Origin of the sequence: Psychrobacter sp. S1-30-MNA-CIBAN-0213 (genome assembly GCF_040309845.1) — a bacterium.
Classification (GTDB): domain Bacteria; phylum Pseudomonadota; class Gammaproteobacteria; order Pseudomonadales; family Moraxellaceae; genus Psychrobacter.
Genome location: NZ_JBEOPE010000002.1, coordinates 289,787 through 314,479, shown reverse-complemented (window position 1 = coordinate 314,479; position 24,693 = coordinate 289,787). Strand labels below are relative to the sequence as shown.

General features: G+C 43.6%; 19 protein-coding genes. 14 read left to right on the top strand and 5 right to left on the bottom strand.

What is annotated here, in order from left to right:
* Nucleotides 1-220 precede the first annotated feature (220 nt).
* The 4 genes from AAEY87_RS03120 to AAEY87_RS03105 all read right to left on the bottom strand — a co-directional run bounded on the left by AAEY87_RS03120 (nucleotide 221) and on the right by AAEY87_RS03105 (nucleotide 6,799).
* Nucleotides 221-1,225 carry an AraC family transcriptional regulator gene (locus AAEY87_RS03120; RefSeq protein ID WP_350655916.1) on the bottom strand — a complete coding sequence of 335 codons (1,005 nt, stop codon included), beginning with the start codon at nucleotides 1,223-1,225 and terminating at the stop codon, nucleotides 221-223.
* A 163-nt stretch (nucleotides 1,226-1,388) separates the two neighbouring features.
* On the bottom strand, nucleotides 1,389-3,467 hold the full coding sequence (gene capA, locus AAEY87_RS03115; protein WP_068034868.1) for a caprolactamase subunit alpha: 2,079 nt from the start codon (nucleotides 3,465-3,467) through the stop codon (nucleotides 1,389-1,391).
* 56 nt (nucleotides 3,468-3,523) lie between these two features.
* Nucleotides 3,524-5,308 (bottom strand): caprolactamase subunit beta, encoded by a 1,785-nt coding sequence (capB, locus tag AAEY87_RS03110; protein WP_068326455.1) that lies wholly within the window; start codon nucleotides 5,306-5,308, stop codon nucleotides 3,524-3,526.
* 117 nt (nucleotides 5,309-5,425) lie between these two features.
* Entirely contained in the window at nucleotides 5,426-6,799 is a 1,374-nt protein-coding gene (locus tag AAEY87_RS03105; RefSeq protein ID WP_350655915.1) for a purine-cytosine permease family protein, read from the bottom strand.
* A gap of 396 nt (nucleotides 6,800-7,195) precedes the next feature.
* Here AAEY87_RS03105 and AAEY87_RS03100 point away from each other — a divergent pair, with 396 nt between their 5' ends.
* Complete coding sequence (locus AAEY87_RS03100) at nucleotides 7,196-8,986, top strand: potassium/proton antiporter (RefSeq protein WP_350655914.1); 1,791 nt, start codon at nucleotides 7,196-7,198, stop codon at nucleotides 8,984-8,986.
* Nucleotides 8,987-9,033: 47 nt separating this feature from the next.
* Here AAEY87_RS03100 and AAEY87_RS03095 read toward each other — a convergent pair whose 3' ends face one another.
* A complete protein-coding gene (locus AAEY87_RS03095) occupies nucleotides 9,034-9,951 on the bottom strand; it encodes a LysR family transcriptional regulator (RefSeq protein WP_350655913.1) in 918 nt (305 codons plus the stop codon).
* Between the two features lie 181 nt (nucleotides 9,952-10,132).
* Here AAEY87_RS03095 and AAEY87_RS03090 point away from each other — a divergent pair, with 181 nt between their 5' ends.
* The 13 genes from AAEY87_RS03090 to AAEY87_RS03030 all read left to right on the top strand — a co-directional run bounded on the left by AAEY87_RS03090 (nucleotide 10,133) and on the right by AAEY87_RS03030 (nucleotide 24,620).
* Entirely contained in the window at nucleotides 10,133-10,522 is a 390-nt protein-coding gene (locus AAEY87_RS03090; protein WP_350655912.1) for a RidA family protein, read from the top strand.
* A 109-nt stretch (nucleotides 10,523-10,631) separates the two neighbouring features.
* Nucleotides 10,632-12,107: an aldehyde dehydrogenase family protein gene (locus tag AAEY87_RS03085; protein ID WP_350655911.1), complete on the top strand. Its 1,476-nt coding sequence runs from the start codon at nucleotides 10,632-10,634 to the stop codon at nucleotides 12,105-12,107.
* Between the two features lie 106 nt (nucleotides 12,108-12,213).
* The gene (locus tag AAEY87_RS03080) at nucleotides 12,214-13,203 is read left to right on the top strand and encodes a membrane dipeptidase (protein ID WP_350655910.1); all 990 of its coding nucleotides are present in this window, start codon (nucleotides 12,214-12,216) and stop codon (nucleotides 13,201-13,203) included.
* A gap of 183 nt (nucleotides 13,204-13,386) precedes the next feature.
* Nucleotides 13,387-15,060: a BCCT family transporter gene (locus AAEY87_RS03075; protein WP_350655909.1), complete on the top strand. Its 1,674-nt coding sequence runs from the start codon at nucleotides 13,387-13,389 to the stop codon at nucleotides 15,058-15,060.
* A 143-nt stretch (nucleotides 15,061-15,203) separates the two neighbouring features.
* On the top strand, nucleotides 15,204-16,970 hold the full coding sequence (locus AAEY87_RS03070) for a hypothetical protein (protein ID WP_350655907.1): 1,767 nt from the start codon (nucleotides 15,204-15,206) through the stop codon (nucleotides 16,968-16,970).
* 3 nt (nucleotides 16,971-16,973) lie between these two features.
* On the top strand, nucleotides 16,974-17,699 hold the full coding sequence (locus AAEY87_RS03065) for a DUF3726 domain-containing protein (protein ID WP_350655906.1): 726 nt from the start codon (nucleotides 16,974-16,976) through the stop codon (nucleotides 17,697-17,699).
* Between the two features lie 440 nt (nucleotides 17,700-18,139).
* On the top strand, nucleotides 18,140-18,835 hold the full coding sequence (locus AAEY87_RS03060; protein ID WP_068326484.1) for a hydrolase: 696 nt from the start codon (nucleotides 18,140-18,142) through the stop codon (nucleotides 18,833-18,835).
* 90 nt (nucleotides 18,836-18,925) lie between these two features.
* Complete coding sequence (locus AAEY87_RS03055; protein WP_350655905.1) at nucleotides 18,926-19,189, top strand: DUF1427 family protein; 264 nt, start codon at nucleotides 18,926-18,928, stop codon at nucleotides 19,187-19,189.
* A gap of 171 nt (nucleotides 19,190-19,360) precedes the next feature.
* Nucleotides 19,361-21,247, top strand: a complete 1,887-nt coding sequence (locus AAEY87_RS03050) for an amidohydrolase (RefSeq protein WP_350655904.1) — start codon at nucleotides 19,361-19,363, stop codon at nucleotides 21,245-21,247.
* Between the two features lie 348 nt (nucleotides 21,248-21,595).
* On the top strand, nucleotides 21,596-21,958 hold the full coding sequence (locus tag AAEY87_RS03045) for an ArsR/SmtB family transcription factor (protein ID WP_350655903.1): 363 nt from the start codon (nucleotides 21,596-21,598) through the stop codon (nucleotides 21,956-21,958).
* A gap of 119 nt (nucleotides 21,959-22,077) precedes the next feature.
* Entirely contained in the window at nucleotides 22,078-22,485 is a 408-nt protein-coding gene (gene arsC, locus AAEY87_RS03040; protein ID WP_350655902.1) for an arsenate reductase (glutaredoxin), read from the top strand.
* Nucleotides 22,472-23,230, top strand: a complete 759-nt coding sequence (arsH, locus tag AAEY87_RS03035) for an arsenical resistance protein ArsH (protein WP_350655901.1) — start codon at nucleotides 22,472-22,474, stop codon at nucleotides 23,228-23,230. Before arsC ends, arsH begins: the two co-directional genes overlap by 14 nt.
* Before the next feature lie 79 nt (nucleotides 23,231-23,309).
* Entirely contained in the window at nucleotides 23,310-24,620 is a 1,311-nt protein-coding gene (locus tag AAEY87_RS03030) for an arsenic transporter (protein ID WP_350655899.1), read from the top strand.
* Nucleotides 24,621-24,693 lie beyond the last annotated feature (73 nt).

Below are 24,693 nucleotides of genomic sequence, written 5' to 3'. Positions count from 1 at the left end.
TGTAAAGAGTAGCTATCTTCTTATGATTTTGTAGCTATGACAAAGCGCTTATCTCGTTCTTAATTAGTCTTATCGTTATCAATCTTACCGTTATATAGTCCTTACAGTTTATTGGCTATTTAGAAGTAGATAAACAGCAATAATTACAAATGAAAGTTCTTGATTGGAGGACAATAATAAATCGGACAAACTGTTTCCATTTTTACGCTATGTAAGCCATTTAGTGAGGCTTACAGTGAGTTGAAGGCGTATCTTTGGGCGGGAAGCCGAAGTGTTTTTTGTAGATACGAGAAAAGTAACTTTGATCGGTAAAGCCGACCTGATAGCCAACTTCGGCAACAGAGCTACAATTGGCCTTGGTTAATATCTTGTTAGCTGCTAGCAGTCTGGTTAGTTTGACCCATTCCGAAAATGAGTAAGGCAGGTCTTGAAATAAAAGATGTATATAGCGCTCAGAGATATGACAAGATTGCGAAACTAGCTTGGGAGAAATCTGGGGGTTGGCCAAGTTAAAATGGATAAAGTTTTCGATACGTTGTAGGTGAGCTGCTTTTATCGTTGAGACTTGGCTGTCTGCTAGAGACATGGTGGGTCGATGCAGAGTATGTATGATTAAATCTAGTAGTTGTTGTTCTAGTAATTGCGACTCTACAGATGATAATTCAAAATTAGTGGCTAAGTGCAGGGCATGATTGATTTGATGATTAAGTAGTCTGCCAGAGCCTTTTTCAGTAGTAATAGGCTGGGCAAAATACTGCTCTATCAAACGCTGATGGTTTTCTAATTTAGCGATAGGCACTTTTAGGACTTGTAGCTTTACAGTTTCAGAGTGGTAAAATTGATAAGGTTCGTGAGACAGCTCGATAAAGAATTGACCTGGGTGACAAGTTAACTGCCGTTTTTGTTGTTGGAAACATACTGAGCCATTGAGCGGAAACGTAAGCAAAATACTATCGCTAGCCTTGGATAAATCCTGACCACTACGCTGATAATGGACGGAATCAGCAACATAGTCTGAGATACCCATTTGATCCAAAACTGCTTGTTGAATTTGTCCAGTGAACTGATTGGGTCTTTTGACTTGCACTTTTAAGTCAAAATAGGTTTCATTAACAACATGTTGCCAACCGTTTGCATTAAGCAGCGGTTTACTTTCTGATTGAAGCCCCTGAGTACTATTGATTTGCTCAAAACTTTTATTCATTATTACTTGACTATGTTCCATTTGCATTCATCCTTAAATGCTTGGCAATGAATTTACAGCTCTTTATTCTTTCTCCACTTATCTTTCAGATTTATCTTAACACAAACGATAAATACCCTTCTCCCATAAAGAGAGAAAGGCGAAGGTTTAACTAATACCTATAAAGAGTATTATATTCACATTATTAAATTTTACTCAACTTATATGTTCCAGATTGATGCAAATCAGCTTGCCAATTAGGTTTAATCACAATAGTTGTGGTCGGCTCTTCAATCAAAGCTGGACCAGTAACGACTGCTCCTGCGCCCAATTTGTTGCCATCATAAATAGGCGTTTGAATCCACTGGTAAGTATGATCATGTATCATCTGGCGCTCATCCACTTTAGCACTTTCTACAGATCCAACTTGAGCATCTAGCGTCGGTAGCTCAGGTTTAACCACTTTACCAATGATTGAAACTTCTACGTTCACAAGCTCTACAGCACTATCTCGTTCATCATAAGTATATAATTCTTTATGACGCTTGTGGAAGGCTTGTAGGATATCTGCGGCAGCATTACTATCTATGTTGCCATTTGGCACGATGACATTGCATTCATGGACTTGTCCAACATAGCGCATTTCCATAGCGCGTTCAACTTCTATATCGTCATCACTAAACCCATCTTCTTTAAGCTTTTCAATACCATCTTTCTCTAGCCTTGTAAGAGTGGCATTCAAAGATTCAAGGTTAGCATCTGCGGACATAATCATAATCTGAGTGGCTAGATATGAGTATTTGACATCAGAGATAATCTGGCCAAAAGCACATAGGCAAGAGGCTGACTTGGGCACAAGTATGGTATTAATACCCATCTCTTCTGCTAAAGGAATAATGTGCATACCAGCAGCACCACCTGCACAGACTAAGGCAAAGTCGCGAGGGTCATAGCCTTTTTCGATAGTGATGCGGCGAATACCATTGGCCATATTTTGATTGACAATAGTGCTGATGCCATAAGCCGCATGCGGCAAATCAATATCTAATGGGCGAGCGATATGCTCTTCGATAGCAGCCCTTGCTTTGTCTTCATCTAAGGTGACAATACCGCCTAATACCGCGCCAGGACGCAGATAACCCAGAATCAAGTTGGCATCGGTGACCGTCGGTAGCGTGCCACCTTTACCATAACACGCAGGACCTGGGGTCGCGCCTGCACTTTGTGGTCCTACCTCTAGCATGCCAAAGGTATTGATATGGCCGATAGAGCCACCACCTGCACCTAAGGTTTCGACATGAATCATAGGTACGCCAATACGATTTCGTAAAAAATCAATATCACGATTCAGACTGGTTTTGCCGTCTTTTGCTAACGTAATATCAAACGAGGTACCACCCATATCGACAGTAATCACGTTATTGATACCGAAAGGTTCAGCGATATACAATCCAGCTTGCGGGGCAGAAGCAGGTCCTGAGTTAATGGCGTTAACCGCACGCTCCTTCATCACTTCGCCCAATGCAAGACCGCCATTAGATTGGAAGTAACGTACCGGTTGATCAGCGCCCAGCTGTTTGAAGTAGTCATCAATTTTATAGACATAAGATGACATAATCGGACTCAAATAAGCATTAACTAGAGTCGTCGAGGTGCGTGTATATTCTTTAATTTGCGGATAGACCTCACTGCCGCAGCATACAAATGCATCAGGCATGTGCTGCTGTACCAGCTCTTTTGCGCGCTGTTCGTGCTTGGTATCGCGTATTGACCACACAAAAGAGATGGCCACACTTTTGATATTTTGGCGTTTAAGCTCTTCTATGGCTGCTAGAATATCGTCTTCATTAAGCTCTTCACGCTCTGTCCCATCGGCAAGTATCCGTCCGCGAATAGGGAAGCGCAAATCTCGCGGTGCTATCTGCGGCGCTGGGGGATAGCTGGCATCATAACGGTGGCCTTCTTCTTTATGACCCAAACGAATTTCGATACTGTCTTCATGTCCCTTAGTACAGAGTAATCCTACCTTCACGCCTTTCATTTGAATCAGAGCATTCAGGGCAACAGTCGTACCGTTAATACATAAGTCACAAGCTTGGATAATATCTGTGATTGAGCGATTAAACTTCTCTGAAATTTGTTGCAGCCCGTTAGCAATCGCTTTGGTACCATCTTCAGGGGTAGAAGGGGCTTTAAACAGATGTATGTCTCCGCCTTTTTCAGCCAACACGAAATCGGTAAAAGTACCACCAGCATCTACGCCTAAACGAAATTCATAACTCATAAGTCATCCTTAAACTTCTTTATATAATATGTAGAGTCAATACATCCCTGTATTAACTATGCCGCTTCTGCACGTAAGGCTTTAGTGGCTTTTTCATCTAGTTGCAAGGTCTCGCTATCGATAACGACACCGTACTCCTTGGCAGCAGCATTTATAGAGACAATACCTTCTATAACGTCACGTAGCACCGCTTCAGGCTCACGCTCAAAAGAGCTACCAAAACCACCGCCACCAGGGTTGGTGTTACGCGCGCGTTCTCCAGCCTTTATCTCAATCACAGTATTATGAAGATGTAAATCAGTCTGGCCGCCTTCACGGAACACTTCTAGCTTACCTAATTTGAGCTCTGGTGAGATTTGCTCAGCACCGCCTGCACCCATGGTTGGGATATGACGTCCTTCACCGAAGGCAACAACCGTCATGGTATGATCAAGTGGCTCAACTTCCCAGACTGTACCGCAACCGCCCCGCAGTCGCCCAGCACCGCCACTGTCTTCTGCCAACCCATATTTATGAATGACGATAGGGTATTGGTATTCTAATAACTCGATATCGCCTGAGCTTAATGCGCCAAAGCAACATAAAGGCCCGCAAGCATGCCAGCCATCCATTTGCTGAGTGGCTCCTGCACCTGAAATAATTGACGCCAAGACCATGGTGACATATTGCTCACCCGTTTTTGGATCAATACCAGCGATGTTAACCCCTGACGAATGTCCCCATGATGCCGTTACGCGCTCTGGTGCAGCGTCCTCTAACGCTTTACGAACCGCATCTGTCAGCGTCTCCATCGGCGTGGTAGTACAGTTGACATGAGGTGCAGGCTCTTTGGCATTACATAGCGTGCCATGTTCACCTAAATCTACCGTGACGCAGCGATACAGACCTTCGTTATAAGGAGGGTCTACTTGAGCGAACATCATGAGGCCCAGCAGGACGCCTGACATCGAATTGCCAGCATAAGAGTTAATAAAATAAGGCACTTGTGGCGGACTGCCTATCTTGATATGGACATCACTGCCTTTGATAGTAATGTCAGCAGTGATGGTCAAATCGCCAAGACCATGTCCTGAATCTTCCAGAATGGCCTCGCCATGATAATCACCATCATTCAGTGATTCGATAAGCGAGCGCATATGCCTATCAGCCATGTTCTTTAGCTCTTCGATAGCTGCACGAACCGTCTCTACACCATATTTGTCTAGCAAGGCAATCATGTTGCGCTCACCAACCGCGCAAGCACCGTACTGAGCATTCAAATCGCCTTCTTGATTGCGACGTGAACGCATATTGCTATGAATTAGGTTGATAACGTCGTTACGTCTAACGCCTTTTTCCCATATTTTGATCGGCGGAATGCGCAAGCCTTCGGCATAAATCTCTTTGGCGTCTGGGTTATATCCAGCAGGAACAGGGCCACCAATATCGGTGACATGACCTTTACATACGGTCCAAAATACCAATTCACCTTCATAAAATACGGGCTTATACATACAGCAATCTAAAATATGACTGCCCATAACGACAGGATCATTATGATAAATAATGTCTCCTTCATGAATATCATCACCATAAAATCCTGCCACCGCTTTCATGGCTGGCATCAATGAGCCTAAATGGATAGGGATATCTTGACCTTGCAGTATCATCTCAGGTAGATGATCAAACAGCGCATTACTATAATCGTGAGCTAGGTTAAACACACTAGAGCGTGCTGTTTTTTCTAAGGTAAGTGTCATCTCGCGTTGCGCGGTTTCTAACGCGCCACGAACAACGGATAAGGTGATAGGATCGAGGGCCGTGGTTGAAGCGGTGGTCGAGGTGTTTGTAGCTTGATTCATGATTCACTCCTTGTAATCTTATTATCGCACTGACTTTACTATAGCAACGCGCACTGTAAATAAATGGATTGTGCAGGCACAGTATTTGACTGTGAGCGCACTTTTTATCTCATTTATTTAGCCAGTCGTTGTTTTTGGTGAGAGTTGTAAAACGTGTTGCTGAGTTTTGGGCATCAATATCGCGTACAGGACAGTCGCCGTAATAAAGGTCAAGGTCGCATACCAATTGACCCAGCTACCGCCAAGATTCATTAGCACGATTCCGACGATTGAGGCTGCTATCCAAGCGACCAATCCTGACTTATCAAATGCTGGCAAGCGCTGCGGATCAATGACGGGAACCGCGCCAAAGATGTCTTCACGTTTAGGATAGAGAATGTGGGTAAGAGCAATCGCCACCCAAGCCACGACAAACACGCCTTGATAAGCCAGCGCTTGTAATAAATAGCTAAATACATCGAGTAGCATGAGAACGAAAATAAAAGTACCAATCAACAACGCACCAACGAATTTTGGAATCTTAATATTGATAGTATCTTTGAGGAAGGCCTGTAAATTGGTCGTCGCTAATAAGTAGTTGGCCGTATTAATACGAGTTTGAGTAATGACCACAAAGATGAGGCCAAACACGCCCATTAATTTTACCAGTCCTAAAGTGATGGACACCTCGGATAACGCGCCTTCTAAGGGAATAGTGCTCACTAAATAAATTCCTGCTAATCCGCTTAAGAAAAAAGCGACGAGATAGAAGGGGATGCCGAAATTAAACCAAGATAAGAATTTGCTGTCTTCTTGTTTGCCATAACGCGCATAATCAAAGGTATACATCATCAATACCCATATGCCCATGTAATATACGGCAACGTTCCACCAGCCAAAAGGCAGTGCTTCTTCAGGTCCTAAAGACAGCCAAGCACTACTATAACCATACTTATTGGTCGCCATAACGACTGCTGCGATGAGTCCGATAATGTAAAACGGCAAGAGCACACCATTTAGTTTGTCCAGCCAGTTTTGGACACTGCCCATAATCATAGGCACACTATAAGCCACCACGATTAAAGCGGCGATCCAGTAAGGGACAGAGGGGTAAGTTTGGCTAAAGGTGACGGCAATGACAGAGCCTTCAAATACCGCATAATACATAGCCGTGGCAAAAAATATGAGTGTCGCTAAAGCTGCACCTTTATGACCGAATAATACGCGAGAAAACAAAGCCACTGACATGCCTGTACGAATGGCATAGCGAGTGATAATCCCGTAAGCGACGCAGCTTATCAATAAGCCGATAATAGCGTTCTTAGTCCCATAATTCTCTGCCATCGCAATACCAATGACCAGATAGAACATGGCGCTACAAACGCCCCACCACGCCATAGTTAAAGAGCCTCTTGTGGCTCGATCTGCGTTTGACACCAACTCTTGGTTAGGATCAGAAGGGGTGGCAGAAATGTCATGCCCTTTATTCTTTGGTTGTATTACACCCGCCATATCACACTCCTTATGATAGTCTATTGGTTGTACCGTCGTCATAATCGTCTATCGGCTAAACATAGTTAGTGGCAAAGACTTTTGATTCGTTGACAGTAGCCACACCATGCCTTTTACGTCCTGTAAAAAGCCGTTATTCCTACAATATCTCTATAGCTAAAAAGATAAATATAGTCATTTAACTATAGACAATACTTTAAGAAATAAAATGACTGGAGATGCAGTATTTTTGATTGAGGGTGCAGGTTTGTTAGAATTTGTCGGTTGGTGGTTTTTGTTCACTTCCACCTAGCCACATCTGTAATAGTTATTTATAGTACTATCAGTGAATATAATTAGCTCGATCACCATAACCAACACCACCGTAATAATTATTAAAAATAGGGCTTAAAAAAGATGGATACCTTAAATATCCTATACCTAGTAGGGGCATTGTTAATTTTCGCCAGTATTATGGCAAGTACGCTATCTGCACGCTTAGGCGTTCCATTGTTGTTGTTGTTTTTAGCAGTAGGCATGTTGGCGGGCGAGCAGGGTATCTTGGGGATTGAGTTTTCACAATATAACATTGCCAACTTCGTCGGGCAGGCAGCCTTAGCCTGTATCCTGCTAGACGGCGGATTACGTACCTCTTTTAAGTCATTTCGAGTCGGTCTAAAGCCTGCGGTCACTCTAGCGACTTGGGGCGTACTTGCTACCGTCATGGTGCTAGGGGGCTTCGTCACTTGGTTGCTTGATGTTGATTGGCGCTTTGGTTTGCTAATGGCAGCAATCGTTGGTTCGACCGATGCAGCAGCAGTGTTTTCTCTATTACGTAATGGCGGCGTCAAGCTCAATGATCGCGTTCAAGCCACGCTTGAGTTGGAATCTGGTGCTAACGATCCTTTGGCTATTCTGTTGGTTACTGGTTTAATCGCTCTAAATGTTGATCCTACTGGGCAGACGGTATTCGGATTTTTAGGTTTACTATTACAGCAGTTAAGCTTTGGCCTAGGAATGGGCTTACTCTTTGGTTATCTACTATCTAGGCTACTACCCAAAGTTCTTTTGGCAGAGGGCATGTATGCAATTTTGATACTATCTGCTGGCTTGTCAGTCTTTGCGGCAACTAATTTAATTGGCGGTAGTGGCTTTTTGGCCGTCTACCTCACTGGTGTGCTAATCGGCAACCATAAGGTACGCTCAACTGAGCATGTCATGCGAGTGATGGATAGCTTTGCATGGTTATCGCAAGCGGTGCTTTTCGTCGTTTTAGGACTATTAGTCACCCCATCTAACGTCATCAATGTCTGGCATTATTCAGTGGCAATTGCAGCCTTTATGATTTTGGTTGCCCGTCCTATTGCCGTCTATACCAGTGTTAAGCCTTTTAAGTTTAAAGACAGAGAGATCGGTTTTATCTCTTGGGTTGGTTTGCGCGGTGCTGTCCCTATTACCCTTGCTATTTTGCCAGTCATGGCGGGGATAGATGGTGCCTTTATGCTGTTCGATATTGCATTTGGGGTGGTGGTCTTATCGTTGATTTTACAAGGAACGACCATTCCTATTATGGCGAATTTATTTAAGGTGCGTATTCCGACTAATAAAGACCCAAAAGAGGAGCATGAAGTTTGGGTGTCAGACAAAGCAAGCATCACTTTGTACGAGTTCGAAGTTCAATCAGGGGCGTTTGCTATCGGTCGTCATCCTAAAGGTATCTCTAACCGGGTGAGTCCTGATGAAATTAGTATTTTTGCGCTAGTGCGCGGACAACAAATCGTCATTGTCGATGAAAATACCAAGCTAAAATTTGGTGATAGTGTCTGGTACGCCATGAGGGGCAACCATGCCAGTAAAATTGCTAAGATTTTTAATGACACAACGTTAGACCGTAAAGCAATTGATGACTTCTACGGAGATTGGTTATTATCACCCAGTGTAAAGCTTGGAGATTTACCGCTTTTTACCGGTGTTATGGCGTCCGAAACGCTCGCAGATAAGCTCAAGTCTAAAGCTGACGACCCATCAGTAAACATGTGGCAGCAGACCGTGGCTGAGTATGTAAAAGAAAGTTTGGACATGGCTCCAGTGTCGGGTGATACTGTTGCGATAAACGACGAATGGTCGTTGGTTATTAAAGAGGTCGATGACAAAGGAGCGTTGAGAACCATTGGCTTAAAACATCAAGAGTTGCCAACGGTGGTCTAATACGATAGTGAAGCTTTGATACTGTTAAAAAACCAAGCTATGAAAAATCAGGCCATATCTGATAAAGAGTAATGCTCCTGAACGTACTTGATACACAACTCATAAAAGGCTTGCGCTGGCGGTGAGACGGTTTTATTGGCCAATTTAAAGATACCAATTTGTCTGTTTAAAGTCGGTTCAAGTAAATCAATCCAAACAAGCTCAGGCTCATTAGAGGGGAAGGCAAGCTTGGGCAAAGTTGTGATACCAAGGTCATTGCATAATAAAGAGAACAGAGAAGTAATGTTTTCAACCGTGTAACGCGCATTACGATTAAGCACCTCAGCAGGCGTGTTCTCAAGTAACCGACAAGTGCCGTTATAAATAAAAGGCTGCGTGACTAGCTGTTGCCATTTAAGCCCTTTTTTTCGTTGATTTTTTAGCTGGCTATTTAATTGGTTTAACGAATTGCTCTTTAAGCAAACGACGCCTATTGGGTCCGAGATGAGCGGGGTAAAATCTATATCCGCCTGATCCATACTGGTACAGTTGCCCAATGCCAAGTCTACCTCTCCTGCCAATAGTCGATTGGCTACACCAACAGAATTATCATCTATTAATACAATTTCGATATCAGGGTATTTTTTTGAGTATTCGACCAATACGCTAGGCAATAGCTTAGTCACCAGCGATGGCACGCTGGCAATTCTTATTTTACCTTTGTCGCCAGACGCAGATGCTTTGAGATCATCTTCTAGTGCCTTATAAATTGTGAGGAACTGCTCAATCTTCGGCAAACAGCTTTCGCCAAAAGAAGTGAGCGTGGCCTTGTTACCACTTTCAAACAAACGCTGACCGAGCGTCTTTTCTAATTCTTTGATGGATGCTGACAACGCGGCTTGCGACCGATTGGCTCGATCAGCTGCGGCACGAAAGCCACCTTCTTCTACCACAAATAAAAAATGCCGTAATTGCTGTAATTTCATATTCTCTACTGCCTAAATCTATTCATTAATGATACATCTTCTATGATAGATTAAATCTATCAATATTAATATTTAATTAGTTAGATTTGTCATTATTAAAAAGGTAGCATGGATGCAATATAGCAATACAGGCTATCAAGTAAATAATTGATACCACCATCTATTTAAGGAATATCACCACATGACAACTCACACCGTCAAGCAACCTGTTAAAACCTCACTTTACGCTTCTAAGTCACCGTTAGAGTGGGCGATTACTAATAATGGCACGCTGTATACTGCGCAGATTCCTATCGATGAGAACGGTGAAGTGGTTGCAGGTGGTATTGAAGCGCAAATTCGGCAAACGCTAGATAATCTAAAACATACTTTGGAATGTGCCAATATCGGCATGGATTCGGTATTGCAAGTGCTTATTTATGTGACGGATCGCGAGTATCTCAAAACCGTTAATCAAGTCTACGCTGAATATTTCGCAGCACCTTATCCAAATCGTGCAGCGCTGGTGATATCAGGACTTGCTCGTGAAGAGATGCTGGTTGAGCTGGTTGTTTATGCCGCTGTGCCTTAAGCTTCTCATAGATTCTCTAATAAATAATCATTGTACGTTTTCAGTATTTTAATTATTCAAATAAATTTTCTAAGCATTTGATTTTAATCGTTTTACTAAGGATGTTCTTATGTCAGCCCAAACCACACAAAAAGTATTGCAACAAGACCCAACCAAATCACTTTATATCAATGGTGAATGGCAAGCGGGCGCTGATACCATTGCCAATATCAACCCATCTGATACCAGCGAAACCATTGGTGAGTTCGCACAAGCAAGTAAAGACCAAGTAAAAGATGCCATTGCCGCTGCTCGTCAGGCGCAGCCAAAGTGGGAAGCAACGCCACTTGAAAAGAAGCAGTCTATCCTGCAAGCGATTGGTGATGAGATGATTGCCCGCTGTGATGAGCTAGGTACTTTGTTGTCACGTGAAGAAGGCAAACCTTTTGCTGAAGGTCGCGGTGAGATTTATCGTGCTGGTCAGTTCTTTCATTATTATGCCGCTGAAGTCTTACGTCAAATGGGCGACCTTGCTGACTCTGTACGCCCTGGGGTCAAAGTCGAAGTCACCCGTGAAGCTGTCGGTGTGGTCGCAATTATCTCTCCTTGGAACTTTCCAACTGCAACTGCTGTATGGAAAATCGCGCCAGCTTTAGCATTTGGTAACAGTGTCATTTGGAAGCCTGCGAATTTAACGCCTGCCAGTGCGGTCGCGTTAGCGGAAATTATTCACCGTCAAGGTATGCCTGAAGGTACGTTTAACCTGCTATTAGGTGGCGGCTCTAGCGTAGGTGATGCGCTTATCAATTCTAAAGACATCGATGCAGTCAGCTTTACAGGTTCTGTACCAACAGGGCGCAAAGTTGCTGCTGCTACGGCACCGAATTTCATCCGCTGCCAGCTTGAGATGGGTAGTAAAAACGCCTTGGTCATCGCTGATGATGCCGATTTACAAGTCGCTATTGATGCGGCGGTTGCTGGTGCGTTTGGTGGTTCAGGACAAAAATGTACCGCGTCTTCACGCTTAATCGTTATGGACAGTATCCATGATGCTTTCGTCGAAGGTGTGGTCGCAAAAATGAAAACTTTAAAAGTCGGTCATGCGCTTGATGACGGTATCTTTATGGGTCCTGTGGTCGATGATAAGCAACTGGCGTCAAACATGGATTGGATCGAAAAAGCCAAGCAAGCGGGCGCCAATTTAGCCTACGGTGGTGAGCGTTTAGAAATGCCACATGATGGCTACTATATGTCGCCGACCTTGTTTACTGAAACCGATAACAGCTGGGATATTAACCAAGAAGAAGTATTTGCTCCGCTTGCTTGTGTCATGCGCGTCAAAAACTTGGAAGAAGCGATTGCGATGACCAATGATACGCGCTTTGGTTTGACTGGCGGCATCATTACTCAAAGCTTACGCAGTAGTGCGATGTTTAAAGAGCAAGTACAAGCAGGCTGCGTCATGGTCAATCTAGCGACTGCGGGTACCGACTATCATGTGCCGTTTGGTGGCCGTAAAGAGTCGAGCTTTGGTCCGCGTGAGCAAGGTCAATATGCGAAAGAGTTTTATACCATTGTGAAGACTGCTTATCAAAAAGCGTACTAGAAACTTCTTAACAAGAATACTAGCCGCTATCGAAGCGACACTGTGTGAAAACATGCTTAATAGCTAATGATGGCGGCTACTTATAACAGTATTAAAGGGAATTGATATGTACCAAGATCATATCGTCATTGACGGATTACAGTATAGCCATTGGGATCGCGACTACTTCAAGATGCTACAAGCCAGTGGTATTAATGCGGTACATGCAACCTTGGTCTATCACGAAGACGCTCGTCAGACCATGACACGTTTTGCTGAGTGGCACGCGCGTTTTGAGCAAAATAGCGATTTGATTTTGCCAGTGTATTCAGTTGACGATATCAAAACCGCAAAGGAGCAGGGTAAAGTTGGTATCTTTTTTGGGGCACAGAACTGCTCACCAATCGATGACGAAATCGGCCTGATTAGTGTCATGCGCCGTTTGGGTCTACTGATTATGCAACTGACTTATAACAACCAAAGCTTATTAGCGACTGGTTGTTACGAGCAGAACGATAGCGGTATTACCCGTTTTGGTCAGCAAGCTATCGCTGAGATGAATCGCGTCGGGATGATTATAGATATGTCACATAGCGCTGAACAATCAACGCTTGAGTCGATAGAAGCATCATCGCGTCCGATATGTATCAGTCATGCCAATCCGACCACAGCACACGATGCACTACGTAATAAATCAGACACTGTCATTAGCGCCTTAACCAAAGCGGGTGGGCTATTAGGTTTTAGTTTGTATCCATTCCATTTGCCCAATGGTAGTGATTGTACGCTTGATGACTTCTGCACCATGATTGCCAATTGTGCTGATAAATACGGTGTCGAGCATTTAGCGATTGGTAGTGATTTATGTCTCAACCAGCCGCAAGCGGTACTCGAGTGGATGCGTAATGGGCGTTGGTCGAAAGCGATGGATTATGGTGAAGGTAACGTTAATAATTCAGGTTGGCCGGATACCTTGCCTTGGTTTGCAGGCAAAGACGGTATGGAAAATATCTATAATGGACTGCTTAAGCATGGCTTTAATGAGGCTGACACTGGGAAAATCATCGGCCAGAACTGGTTTGATTTTCTTGAGATTGGCTTGAAGCCTTTGGCTTAGTGATTAATGCTTTAAAGCTCAGTTTCAAAATCTTATTTTAGAAGTTTAGGTTTGCAAGCTCTCACTCGAAAGCGCTATAAGACAAACGATGTTTTATAGCGTTAAACCCCTTCAATTTTTTATAGTGGATTGACTATATACCCTTGATTTAAATAACGCAACGTTAGCATATGGAGCCACATCATGGCCGATTTAAAGGGATTTAACAACGATGAGCAAGGACGCTCAAACGCCAATAAAACCGTGGGTAACTTGACTCATGTAGAGGGGCCTTCCGATACTTTAGGACTTAAAAACCCAGCGTTTTGGTACAGTGGCGGTTTTCTGGTCGCCTTTGTTTTGATGGCTATCTTTGCAGAAGAGCGCTTGGCAAAAATAGTTGAAGTGGGCTTTTCTTGGTCGGTCAACATCTTTGGCCCTTTTTGGCAAATACTGCTTTTAGCAACCTTTGTAATCGCTTTGGCCGTTGGCGCTGGACGCACTGGACATGTCATTTTAGGCAATTTACCTGTGCCAGAGATGGATAGCTTCAAATGGATGGCCATTCTTTTTTGTACGCTACTTGCTGGCGGTGGGGTATTTTGGGCAGCCGCCGAACCTATCGCGCATTTCGTCTCAGCCCCGCCTTTATACGGTGAGTCACCAGACTTGCAACAACGCGCATTTAACGCTTTGTCACAATCCTTTATGCATTGGGGCTTTTTGGCGTGGGCCATTGTGGGCAGCTTGACGGCTATCGTTGTGATGCATCTGCACTATGACAAAGGCTTACCGCTTAAACCACGTACGCTGCTTTATCCTATGTTTGGCGAGCGTGTGCTCACCGGTCAAACGGGCGCAATCATTGATGCTTGTTGTATCGTCGCGGTTGCTGCTGGCACGATCGGCCCTATCGGATTTTTGGGTCTACAGACCAGCTATGCACTCAATGTCTTGTTCGGTATTCCTGATACTTTTAGCACCCAACTTATCATCATATTATTCGCTATTGCGCTTTATACTATTTCAGCGATTAGTGGACTGACTCGCGGTATGCAACTGCTTAGCCGCTTTAACGTCATATTAGCCTTTGCGCTCATGGTCTTTATTTTAATCTTTGGACCGACCAATTTTATTATCAATGGCTATATTCAAGGTGTCGGTGGCTTGATTGATAACTTCATTCCGATGGCAACTTACCGCGGTGATGAAGGCTGGCTGAGCTGGTGGACGGTGTTCTTTTGGGGTTGGTTCTTAGGTTACGGCCCGATGATGGCTATCTTTATTGCCCGTATTTCACGTGGCCGTACGATTCGCCAATTAATCACCACCGTTTGTATTATTGCGCCATTGGTTACCTGTTTTTGGTTCACCGTCGTTGGTGGTTCAGGGCTGGCGTTTGAGATTGCCAATCCCGGTAGTGTTAGTAGCGCTTTTGAAGGTTTTAACTTACCTGGCGCGCTATTGGCGGTCACGCAGCAATTGCCGTTTCCATTGATTACCTCGATACTGTTTTTGATTTTGACCACGGTCTTTATCGTGACGACAGGGGATTCGATGACTTATACCATCAGTGTCGTTATCAGTGGCGAGCATGAGCCAAATGCTATGATTCGTACATTTTGGGGCGTTATGATGGGGGTTACCGCTATCGTATTAATCTCGCTTGGTTCAGGCGGGGTAACGGCGTTGCAATCATTCATCGTGATTACCGCTGTTCCGGTTTCGTTTGTTTTATTGCCGTCACTATGGAACGGACCACAAATCGCACAGCAAATGGCACGCGATCAAGATTTGTATCGTCCGAATCGAGTTGAGGTCAATCATCGATTAGCGGAGGAGAAGCTCGCTAAAGAAAAGATTATGGGAGAAAAATAGACCATTAGTCAACTATCATAATTAGTAATTCATATATAACATTTTGATTATGATAGAGATTTTTTAAGAAGTTTGGTTGAAATTGTTCGTTAAAACAGTTAGCCAGTTAATTGGTCTGACACATTATGTAAGGTAGTGGAATTATGAATTTGGTTCACGCAAGCAATGAGAGCATTGACGTAGCGACACTGTCTTTACGCAGCCCCGCTGTGGTTATGAATGCTGAAAGATTGGGCGCCATGCACCAGACGCGTATCAGCTTTGTGCGCACATTATTGCGTAAAATTGATAGAGAAAAATGGACGCTGAGCACGCATCTTTGGGACCTAGATGATAATGGTTATGGACAAGTCATTTATCGCCTGCAAACCCCAGAGCACAAGTATCATCTGGTGGTATTCTGTAATGAGCTGGCGGATGACGAGCGTAATGATCGGGTGATAGCACAAAAGTGGGATGTCACCTTTGGTCTCGTTTTTGGGGAGATTGGTCAGGAGCTGCTCGATAATCTCAAAGCCAATGTGCCATTACAAGAGGCAGGTCGCAACTCCAATATGGTGATGGTGCTGGCACGTGCTAATAAAAGCGTGCGGGTCTTTGATCATATCGTCAGTGCGCTAGCTGATGGCAAGCAGCCAGACCTTGATGTACTAGCACAAGTAGGTTATATCCTGCGTACCACGGCAGTCTATGGCAATGGCAAATTTGGTATTTATGACTTTAAGCCATTAGATCATAGTGAAGACTTTAATCAGTCGTTTCGTGCGCAGATGTGTGCAGTTTATTTGCTACGCGAATTTAGCCTTGATTGGGTTGATTTTTTAGCTAAGAAAAAGGGCGGTAGCAAAGCGGTCGCGCTCCATCCAGAGATTAAGCATTATCTCGGTATCGGTAATGCGACTGGTCTGGGTATGGCGCCATATCTCATCAATCATCCTTGCATTGTTGATCAGTGGCTCACCACTCGTGAAGAAGCCGTACAAGCGACTTTGGTCTGCGATATTGAAGCTGAAAAGACTGAGTACTTTGAAAGCTTACTTAAGCGTGCCATTCAGCACTTTACCGAAATCGTTACCATCAATGAGCAGCAAGCTGCGTTAAACACGACCGTCGTTACAGAGTTGACGTCATTACAAAGCGCCTTGATGACGACGATTGAAGATTACACGATATGGGCAGAGTTCCTGCAAGCTCATAATCACTTAAGTTTTGAGAGCCAAGAAGTCATCATTTCCTGCTTGATGGAGCTATATCCTGAGCGTGTGGATTCGTTCCAAGAAAAAGTCAACGCTGATGAAAACTTAACCCTACCGAAAGGGAAAGTGATTCAAGATTTGCTTGACGTCTTAGAGACGCGTTATCAATGGGCGATTACTATTGATTTTAATGAGCCTGAAAATAGCTATTGGTTTTGGTATCGATCGGTGGATAAAGAAGAGCCACGCATGGGCGTACGCGGACAAGAGCCCGGTGATGATCGAGAGCTGTCATTAAACATCGCACGGCAAGCAAAAAATCTGTATTTAGCATTACAGCGAGCCGATCCACAGCAGCTCATATCTGAGTTTATGTTAAGCAAACCTAAGTACCGCTCTATCGCTCGCCGCGTATGGACCATGGGCCATAAAAAAATGGGCGATATCCAGATGAATGTCTTACATAAGAATGCACCGCCGATGCATCTGCTACGCTGTAAGCTATCGATGTTTGGCGCAACTAAGTTCGATCCTAGATCTGATCGCTGGGTGCGAATTACTTTATTCCAAGGTGCGCCTTTATTTGCAGAAGTACATAGTGATGAATGGCTGTTTCCTTTATTGCCTGACTTGTCTACAAAGAGTTTGTCTACAGAAAACTCGCCTACCCAAAAACTGTCCATACAAGACTCAGCCATTACTAAGGAGGTTTAAGACATGATTGTATCGCATAATGAAATCGTGGCAATGGTGTATAAAGCCTTTACTGGTATGCATCGAGAAGTAGGTGAAGCTGATGTGATCGCCTCTATGGTGGCTGAGTTAGAAATGGCTGGTTTGGACGGTGTATGTCACTTTAATAATGCCAGCCCATATATCTTAACTGAGCAAGATATGCCCATTGATATCATCCATCAAGAGACTGGCGCGATTCGCTTTGATCTACATGGCAGCAGTTTGATTTGTCACTTGCCTGCCATAATGGACTATGCACTAGAAAAGATGGGCGATTTGGATCATTTTCAGATTTACTTAATGAACTGTCATAATCGCTGGTTGGCTTATAGTGAGTTGGTCAAGCTTGCTGATAATGGCATTGCCTGTCTAGCGAAGTGGGATAATGGTACGATACCTAAGCATACTTTGTTAACCTTAAATCAAGGCTTTGTCTATCCTGACTTGTACTTTTTTAATGAACCACAAGACAATTACAATACCAACGATATGATCATTGAGCTGGCTACTGCTAACTTCGATATTGAGCAAGAAATCGAGCATTTCGATCATAAAATATCGACGGATGAGCTATTTGCAACGCATCAGCGCTCATGGAAGGAAGGTATCCATGTCGATGATGAACAGTGGGCAATACTCAAAAAAACAGCGGCCGCTATACTGGTAGAAAATAGCGAGGCGTCAAGCAAAGGCGCGGGCGGGGTGTAGATTTTATAGCCTTTAACACTTTTAAAACTTAGGTTCTAAAGTTTGAGCCTCTTGTACACACCCTATCTAAAAACTAAGATTGCGTTAATCAGTTTTACCCTAAGTATTTATTTACTTAGGGTTTTTTTATGTTTAATGCTTTTATGAATGTTAGGTAGGTTTGTTAGTATAAATACTTTTTTGGGACACAGTACAGAGGCTATTAATTGTACTAAAACTGTAATATGCCAATTTTTGCCTTGTACACATAAAGTTTTATTCATATAATAATATTAAGAATATCTAATACTATTATTATTATTATTAAGTTTTTATTAATAATATAATTCAACTTCGTTATACCATTTTAGCATTTATCAATGAGTTAGTAGGTTTCGGCTGTAAGATTTTCCTAGCCCTAAATTTTTATAATTATTCACTTTATTATTAGGATGTTAAATATGTCTAACAAACTTTTAGAATTATTGAACCCTCAGAATAGTCAGCTTATTTTTATTGATCAACAGCCGCAAATGGCGTTTGGCGTACAGTCGATTGACCGCCAAAGTTTAAAGAACAATGTGGTTGGTTTGGCAAAAGCGGCTAAAGCTTTTAATATTCCAACGACGATCACTGCCGTTGAAACGGCTAGCTTCTCTGGTAATACGCTACCTGAACTTTTGAGTGTATTTCCACAAAACGAAACGCTTGAGCGTTCTTCGATGAATTCTTGGGACGATCAAAACGTACGTGATGCCTTGGCCAAACATGCACAAGATGGTCGCAAAAAAATTGTCGTCTCTGGTTTATGGACAGAAGTATGTAACTTATCTTTTGCGTTATCATGCATGCAAGACACAGACTACGAAATTTATATGGTTGCTGACGCTTCTGGTGGAACTTCTGTTGAAGCGCATCAGTACGCAATGGATCGTATGGTGCAAGCGGGCGTTATCCCTGTTACTTGGCAACAAGTCATGCTTGAATGGCAACGTGACTGGGCTAATAAAGCCACTTATGATGCGGTTATGGATATTGTAAGAGAGCACTCTGGTGCTTATGGTATGGGTGTTGATTATGCTTATACAATGGTGCATAAAGCGCCTGCCCGTGCTCAATCTATTGGCAGCATCGGCCCTAACCCTGCCAAAATATAAGATTAATTAATCACAAAAGGTTGGTTGTGTCTTTAGCTATTCTGGACAGCTAAAGGTTCAGCCAACCCTTTATAATAAAATGATAGGAATATGAAAATTTATATCATCTCATTGACTGTCGGTATTCTGGCTGGTTTGTTATATGGTGTACTAAACGTGCGCTCACCTGCGCCGCCAGTTGCTGCCTTAGTTGGATTGTTTGGTATGCTGATGGGCGAGCAGATAGTGCCTTTTGCTAAGCAGTTTATTAACAAACCCTCCTTTGCCTTTCACCAAACCGTGACACTAGATAGTAAAAATAGTAGCGCGCCCGACAGCACTGTTTCTTTAAAAGCTCCTATACAGAATGATTAAAATTAATAACAGTACAATGTTTTGATATGTAGTAATTATAGAAACGTAGTGTTTATAGAAGCAACGTAGTGTTTATAAATGCAGTGTCATTTGATTGGTTTTATTGCTAATAAAATTCATATAGTTAAGTTGTTTGACACTAAGGTCTCTTACTATAACAAGGATAATATTATGACAAGCCCTGACATTATTTATTACAACGGTAAAATGACCACCCTTGATCCTGCTAAGCCTAATGCTAGTGCTGTCGCTATCAAGGACGACCGTTTCATCGCTGTCGGCAGTGATCAAGAAATACAAGCGCTCAAAGGTGATAATACCAAGTCGATTAATCTTAATGGACGTAGCGTGATACCAGGTCTATTCGATAACCATACACACGTCATTCGTGGTGGTCTGAATTACAATATGGAACTGCGCTGGGATGGCGTACGCTCATTAGCCGATGCTATGTCTATGCTAAAAACTCAAGTAGACAAGACACCGTCACCGCAGTGGGTTCGTGTCGTTGGCGGTTTTACTGAGAATCAATTTGTAGAAAAGCGGCTACCGACATTAGATGAGATTAACGCTATCTCGCCAGACACGCCAGTGTTTATCCTGCATTTATATGACCGCGCTTTGCTTAATGCGGCAGCGCTTCGCACCGTGGGCTATACCAAAGATACGCCAGAACCACCCGGTGGTGAGATTCAACGTGATGCCAATGGCAATCCAACAGGTCTGCTTATCGCCCAGCCTAATGCGACTATTCTTTATGCCACATTAGCCAAAGGACCAAAGCTGCCATTTGATTATCAAGTCAATTCAACCCGTCATTTCATGCGTGAGCTTAACCGTTTAGGCGTGACTGGCATCATTGACGCTGGTGGCGGTTCGCAAAACTTCCCTGATGATTATGAAGTCGTGCAAAAGCTCAATGATGATAATCAGCTTACCGTACGTATGGCTTATAACTTGTTTACCCAAAAGCCAAAAGAAGAGAAAGAAGACTTCTTAAGATGGACGCAGACCACCAATTATAAGCAAGGCGATGATTACTTCCGCCATAATGGTGCAGGCGAGATGCTGGTATTCTCAGCCGCTGACTTTGAGGATTTTCGTCAGCCGCGCCCAGAGATGCCGCCTGAGATGGAAGGCGAGCTTGAGGATGTTATTCGTATCTTGGTACAGAACAAGTGGCCATGGCGCATGCATGCCACTTATGATGAGACTATTGAGCGCTCACTAAATGTGTTTGAAAAAGTCCATAGAGACATGCCTATCGACGGTCTCAACTGGTTCTTTGACCATGCGGAAACTATCTCACAACGCAATATTGATCGTATCGCGGAGCTGGGTGGTGGTATTGCGGTACAGCATCGTATGGCGTATCAAGGTGAGTACTTTGCTGAGCGTTATGGTACGGCTGCTGCTGCCAATACGCCACCCGTTAAGCAAATGTTAGATAGTGGTGTCAACGTATCTGCCGGTACCGATGCGACGCGCGTCGCGTCTTACAATCCATGGGTGTCACTGGCTTGGCTTATTACTGGTAAAACCGTTGGTGGTATGAAACTGTATGATCAAGACAATTTGGTTGATCGCGAAACAGCACTGCGTATGTGGACCGAAAAAGTCGCTTGGTTCTCTAATCAAGTAGGCGAACGTGGTCGCATTGAAGTGGGACATTTGGCTGACTTTATTGTGCCAAGTAAAGACTTCTTTAGCGTCGCAGAAAATGAAATTCCATATTTGACGTCGAATATGACGGTGGTTGGCGGAAAAGTCGTCTATGCTGATGGTGAGTTTTCAGATTACGATACGCCGCTACCGCCTGCTATGCCAGATTGGTCACCAGTCAATCAATATGGGGGCTACGGCGCATGGGGCGAGCCTGAGGGTGCGGGTAAAAATTCACTAGAGCCACTGATGAATCAAGCAGCGATGGCTTGTGGTTGTGCCAGCGCTTGTACGCTGCACGGTCATAACCATGCCAAAGCTTGGACTTCGAAAGCGCCGGTGTCTAACTTTAAAGACTTCTTCGGTGCCTTTGGTTGCTCTTGTTGGGCAGTGTAAGCTAATTTATTTTGTAGCCTGTTAGTTGATAACCTGACTTGTTTATTGACATTAGAAACCCGCTAAATTATTTTTAGCGGGTTTTTTGCTGTGTGTTGTATTACCAATTACAAATAAAAAAATGCGTTAAAAATAATGTTCTGCTGGTATAAATTTTCCTCACTTACTGTACGCTTTGCACTTTTCGATGCTTCGATAAATTTACCCAAATGACATTATGTTCTTTTTAAATTAAATCGCCTTTATATTGCTAGAAATTAGATTATCAAAAGCTCTAAGTCATCACTTATCAAAACTTCTGTTTTATTATCTATTGAATTATTTCAATATGTCTGTATTATTGGACATATGGAAATAACTAACGCTATCGCAAGCTTCGCTGCGCTCTCTCAAGATACTCGTCTTAAAGCCTTTAGGTTACTTGTCAGTCAAGAGCCCGAGGGTTTACCTGCGGGTGAAATAGCCCGTCAGCTGTCTGTGCCGCATAACACTATGTCGGCGCATTTATCAGTGCTGGCACGAGCAGGGTGGGTGGTGTCAAAACGCCAAAGTCGGCAGATAATCTATCGCGCCTCGTTGTTGCATATGGAGGCCGTTGTTCAGTTTTTATTGCAAGATTGCTGTGCGGGCCATCCAGAATTGTGTGCCTCGCTCATGGACAGTTTGAGCGGATGTGAGACTGCTAAACCTAATAATCAAGACAGTCCTTAAAACAACCACTAAGCCAATAACTGATTCAATAATTATCTCTCAATAAATAAATTTTTAATAAACGTCTTCTTAACAAATATATTCTTAATAAATATACTTATAAAATAGGTGAGATTGCTATGAAACCATTAATTTTTCATAATCCTAACTGCGGTACTTCTCGTAATACACTAGCTATCATGAAGGCATCAGGCGAGCAACCGGAAGTAGTGGAGTATCTAAAAAATCCGCCAACCCGTGACTACTTGGTTGAGCTATTGGCAAAAATGAACCTCTCGCCAAGAGAGTTGCTACGCAGTAAAGAAGCCATTAATGATGAGCTGGGCTTAGATAATCCTGAGTTATCTGATGATGAGATTATCGATGCGATGATTGCCCATCCTATCTTAATTAACCGTCCTATCGTGGTCACAAATAAAGGCGCAGCCTTGTGTCGACCTTCAGAGCGAGTGTTTGAATTGTTAGACCACCCAGTCAGCAGCTTTACTAAAGAAGATGGAGAGGTTCTACATCATGGTAAAGATTAATACAGGGCAATCTGACGTCGATGACTTATCCAATCTAGATGACTTGCCCAATATTGATGCCAGTCAATTACAACCGATTGATATTGAGTCATTGATTGCGCCAAATGATCCACGTCATCCGCCAAAGATACTAGTGCTATACGGGTCGTTACGTGAGCGCTCATTTTCTAGGCTAGCGGCTGAAGAGGCAAGTCGGCTATTGCGTTGGTATGGCTGCGAGGTGCGGATTTTTAATCCATCGGGTTTACCGCTGCCAGATGATGCTGATAGCGACCATCCAAAGGTACAAGAGTTACGCGAGCTGGCGCAGTGGTCAGAAGGCATGCTGTGGGTGAGTCCAGAGCGCCACGGCAGCATCACTAGTATTATGAAAGCACAAATCGATTGGATTCCGTTATCAATGGGCGGCGTACGTCCAACCCAAGGCAAAACCTTAGCGGTGATGCAAGTGAGCGGTGGCAGCCAAAGCTTTAATACCGTCAATCAGCTGCGTATTCTTGGACGTTGGATGCGCATGATTACTATCCCCAATCAATCGTCTATTCCTAAGGCCTTTTTAGAGTTTAACGACGATAATCGCATGGACAAGTCGCCCTTATATCTGCGCCTCGTTGATGTCTGTGAGGAGCTAGTAAAGTTCACTTGGCTTACTCGTGGACGCTCAGCTTATCTGACAGATCGCTATTCAGAACGGGTAGAAAGCGCTGAAGCAGTGTCGCAACGTGTCAATCAAAAATCGCTCTAATCTTTTATATATTAAGTCGGCTAAACCAATTCGGTTAAAACAAGCCGGTTAAAAAAGTCAGCTCAAATAAGGTTGCTCCATGCTCGCATTAATTATCTTTATCGTGACTTTAGTTTTGGTGATATGGCAGCCTAAAGAATTGGGCATTGGTTGGAGCGCGATGGGCGGTGCATTGGTCGCCTTAGCTTTTGGTGTGGTGCATTTATCTGATGTTGGTATCGTCTGGGACATTGTTTGGGATGCAACCTTTACTTTTGTGGCGCTTATCATCATCTCAATTATATTAGATAAAGCGGGATTTTTTGGTTGGGCGGCACTGCATGTAGCCAGACTTGGCAATGGACAAGGACGGTTATTATTTCCCATGATTGTGATATTGGGCGCGTTTATCTCTGCTTTTTTTGCCAATGATGGGGCTGCATTACTATTGACACCGATTGTCATCGCTATCTTGCTACGGCTTAAGTTTTCACCGCCATCGGCATTGGCTTTTATCATCGCGACGGGCTTTATTGCTGATACTGCAAGTTTGCCGTTAGTGACTTCTAATCTGGTCAATATCGTTAGCGCCAATTATTTTGATATTGGCTTTGGACGTTATGCGGCGGTCATGGTGCCGGTCAATATCGTTTCTGTCATCGCAACATTAGCAGTGTTATGGGTGGTGTATTCACGCCAAATTCCAAAACACTATTCCATCGCCAATCTTAGCGCACCCGTATCCGCTATTGAAGATTCGCTGGTTTTTAAGGCAGCTTTTCCGCTATTAGCATTATTACTTGTTGCTTATTTTGCGACTGAATCACTAGGTATTCCTATCTCCTTCGTCACTGGCGCTGCTGCGCTGGTGCTGATGGCTATTGCAGGACGCTGGTGGCAGGGTGGTCGGGGTGCTGTTGTTTCTGTATCTGACGTCGTACGTAAAGCGCCTTGGCAAATCGTGTTGTTTTCAATCGGTATGTACTTGGTCGTTTATGGGTTGGGTAATGCAGGGTTAACGGCTTATGGTGCCCAAATACTTAACTGGTTAGGGCAGCAGGGCAATATCATCGCTACAGTAGGGACTGGATTCCTTTCGGCGATAGTGGCTTCTATCATGAACAACATGCCATCCACCTTAGTAGGTGCATTGGCTATTGATAGCGCGCAAGTACCCGCAGCGACTCGCGAGCTGATGATATATGCTAATGTGATTGGCAATGATTTGGGGCCAAAGTTTACGCCCATCGGTAGCCTTGCGACCTTGTTATGGCTACATGTATTGGCAGAGAAGGACTATAAAATCAGCTGGGGACAGTATATGAAAATCGGGCTGCTCATCACGCCGCCAGTATTATTAGCCACGCTGTTGGCCTTGGTGTTTTGGTTGCCGATGCTACCGAGTTATTGAAATTAGTTTTAATTATCCGTTGACTCTTATCTATATATCGGGATATTATGATTTATGAATATTGAAAATGTAA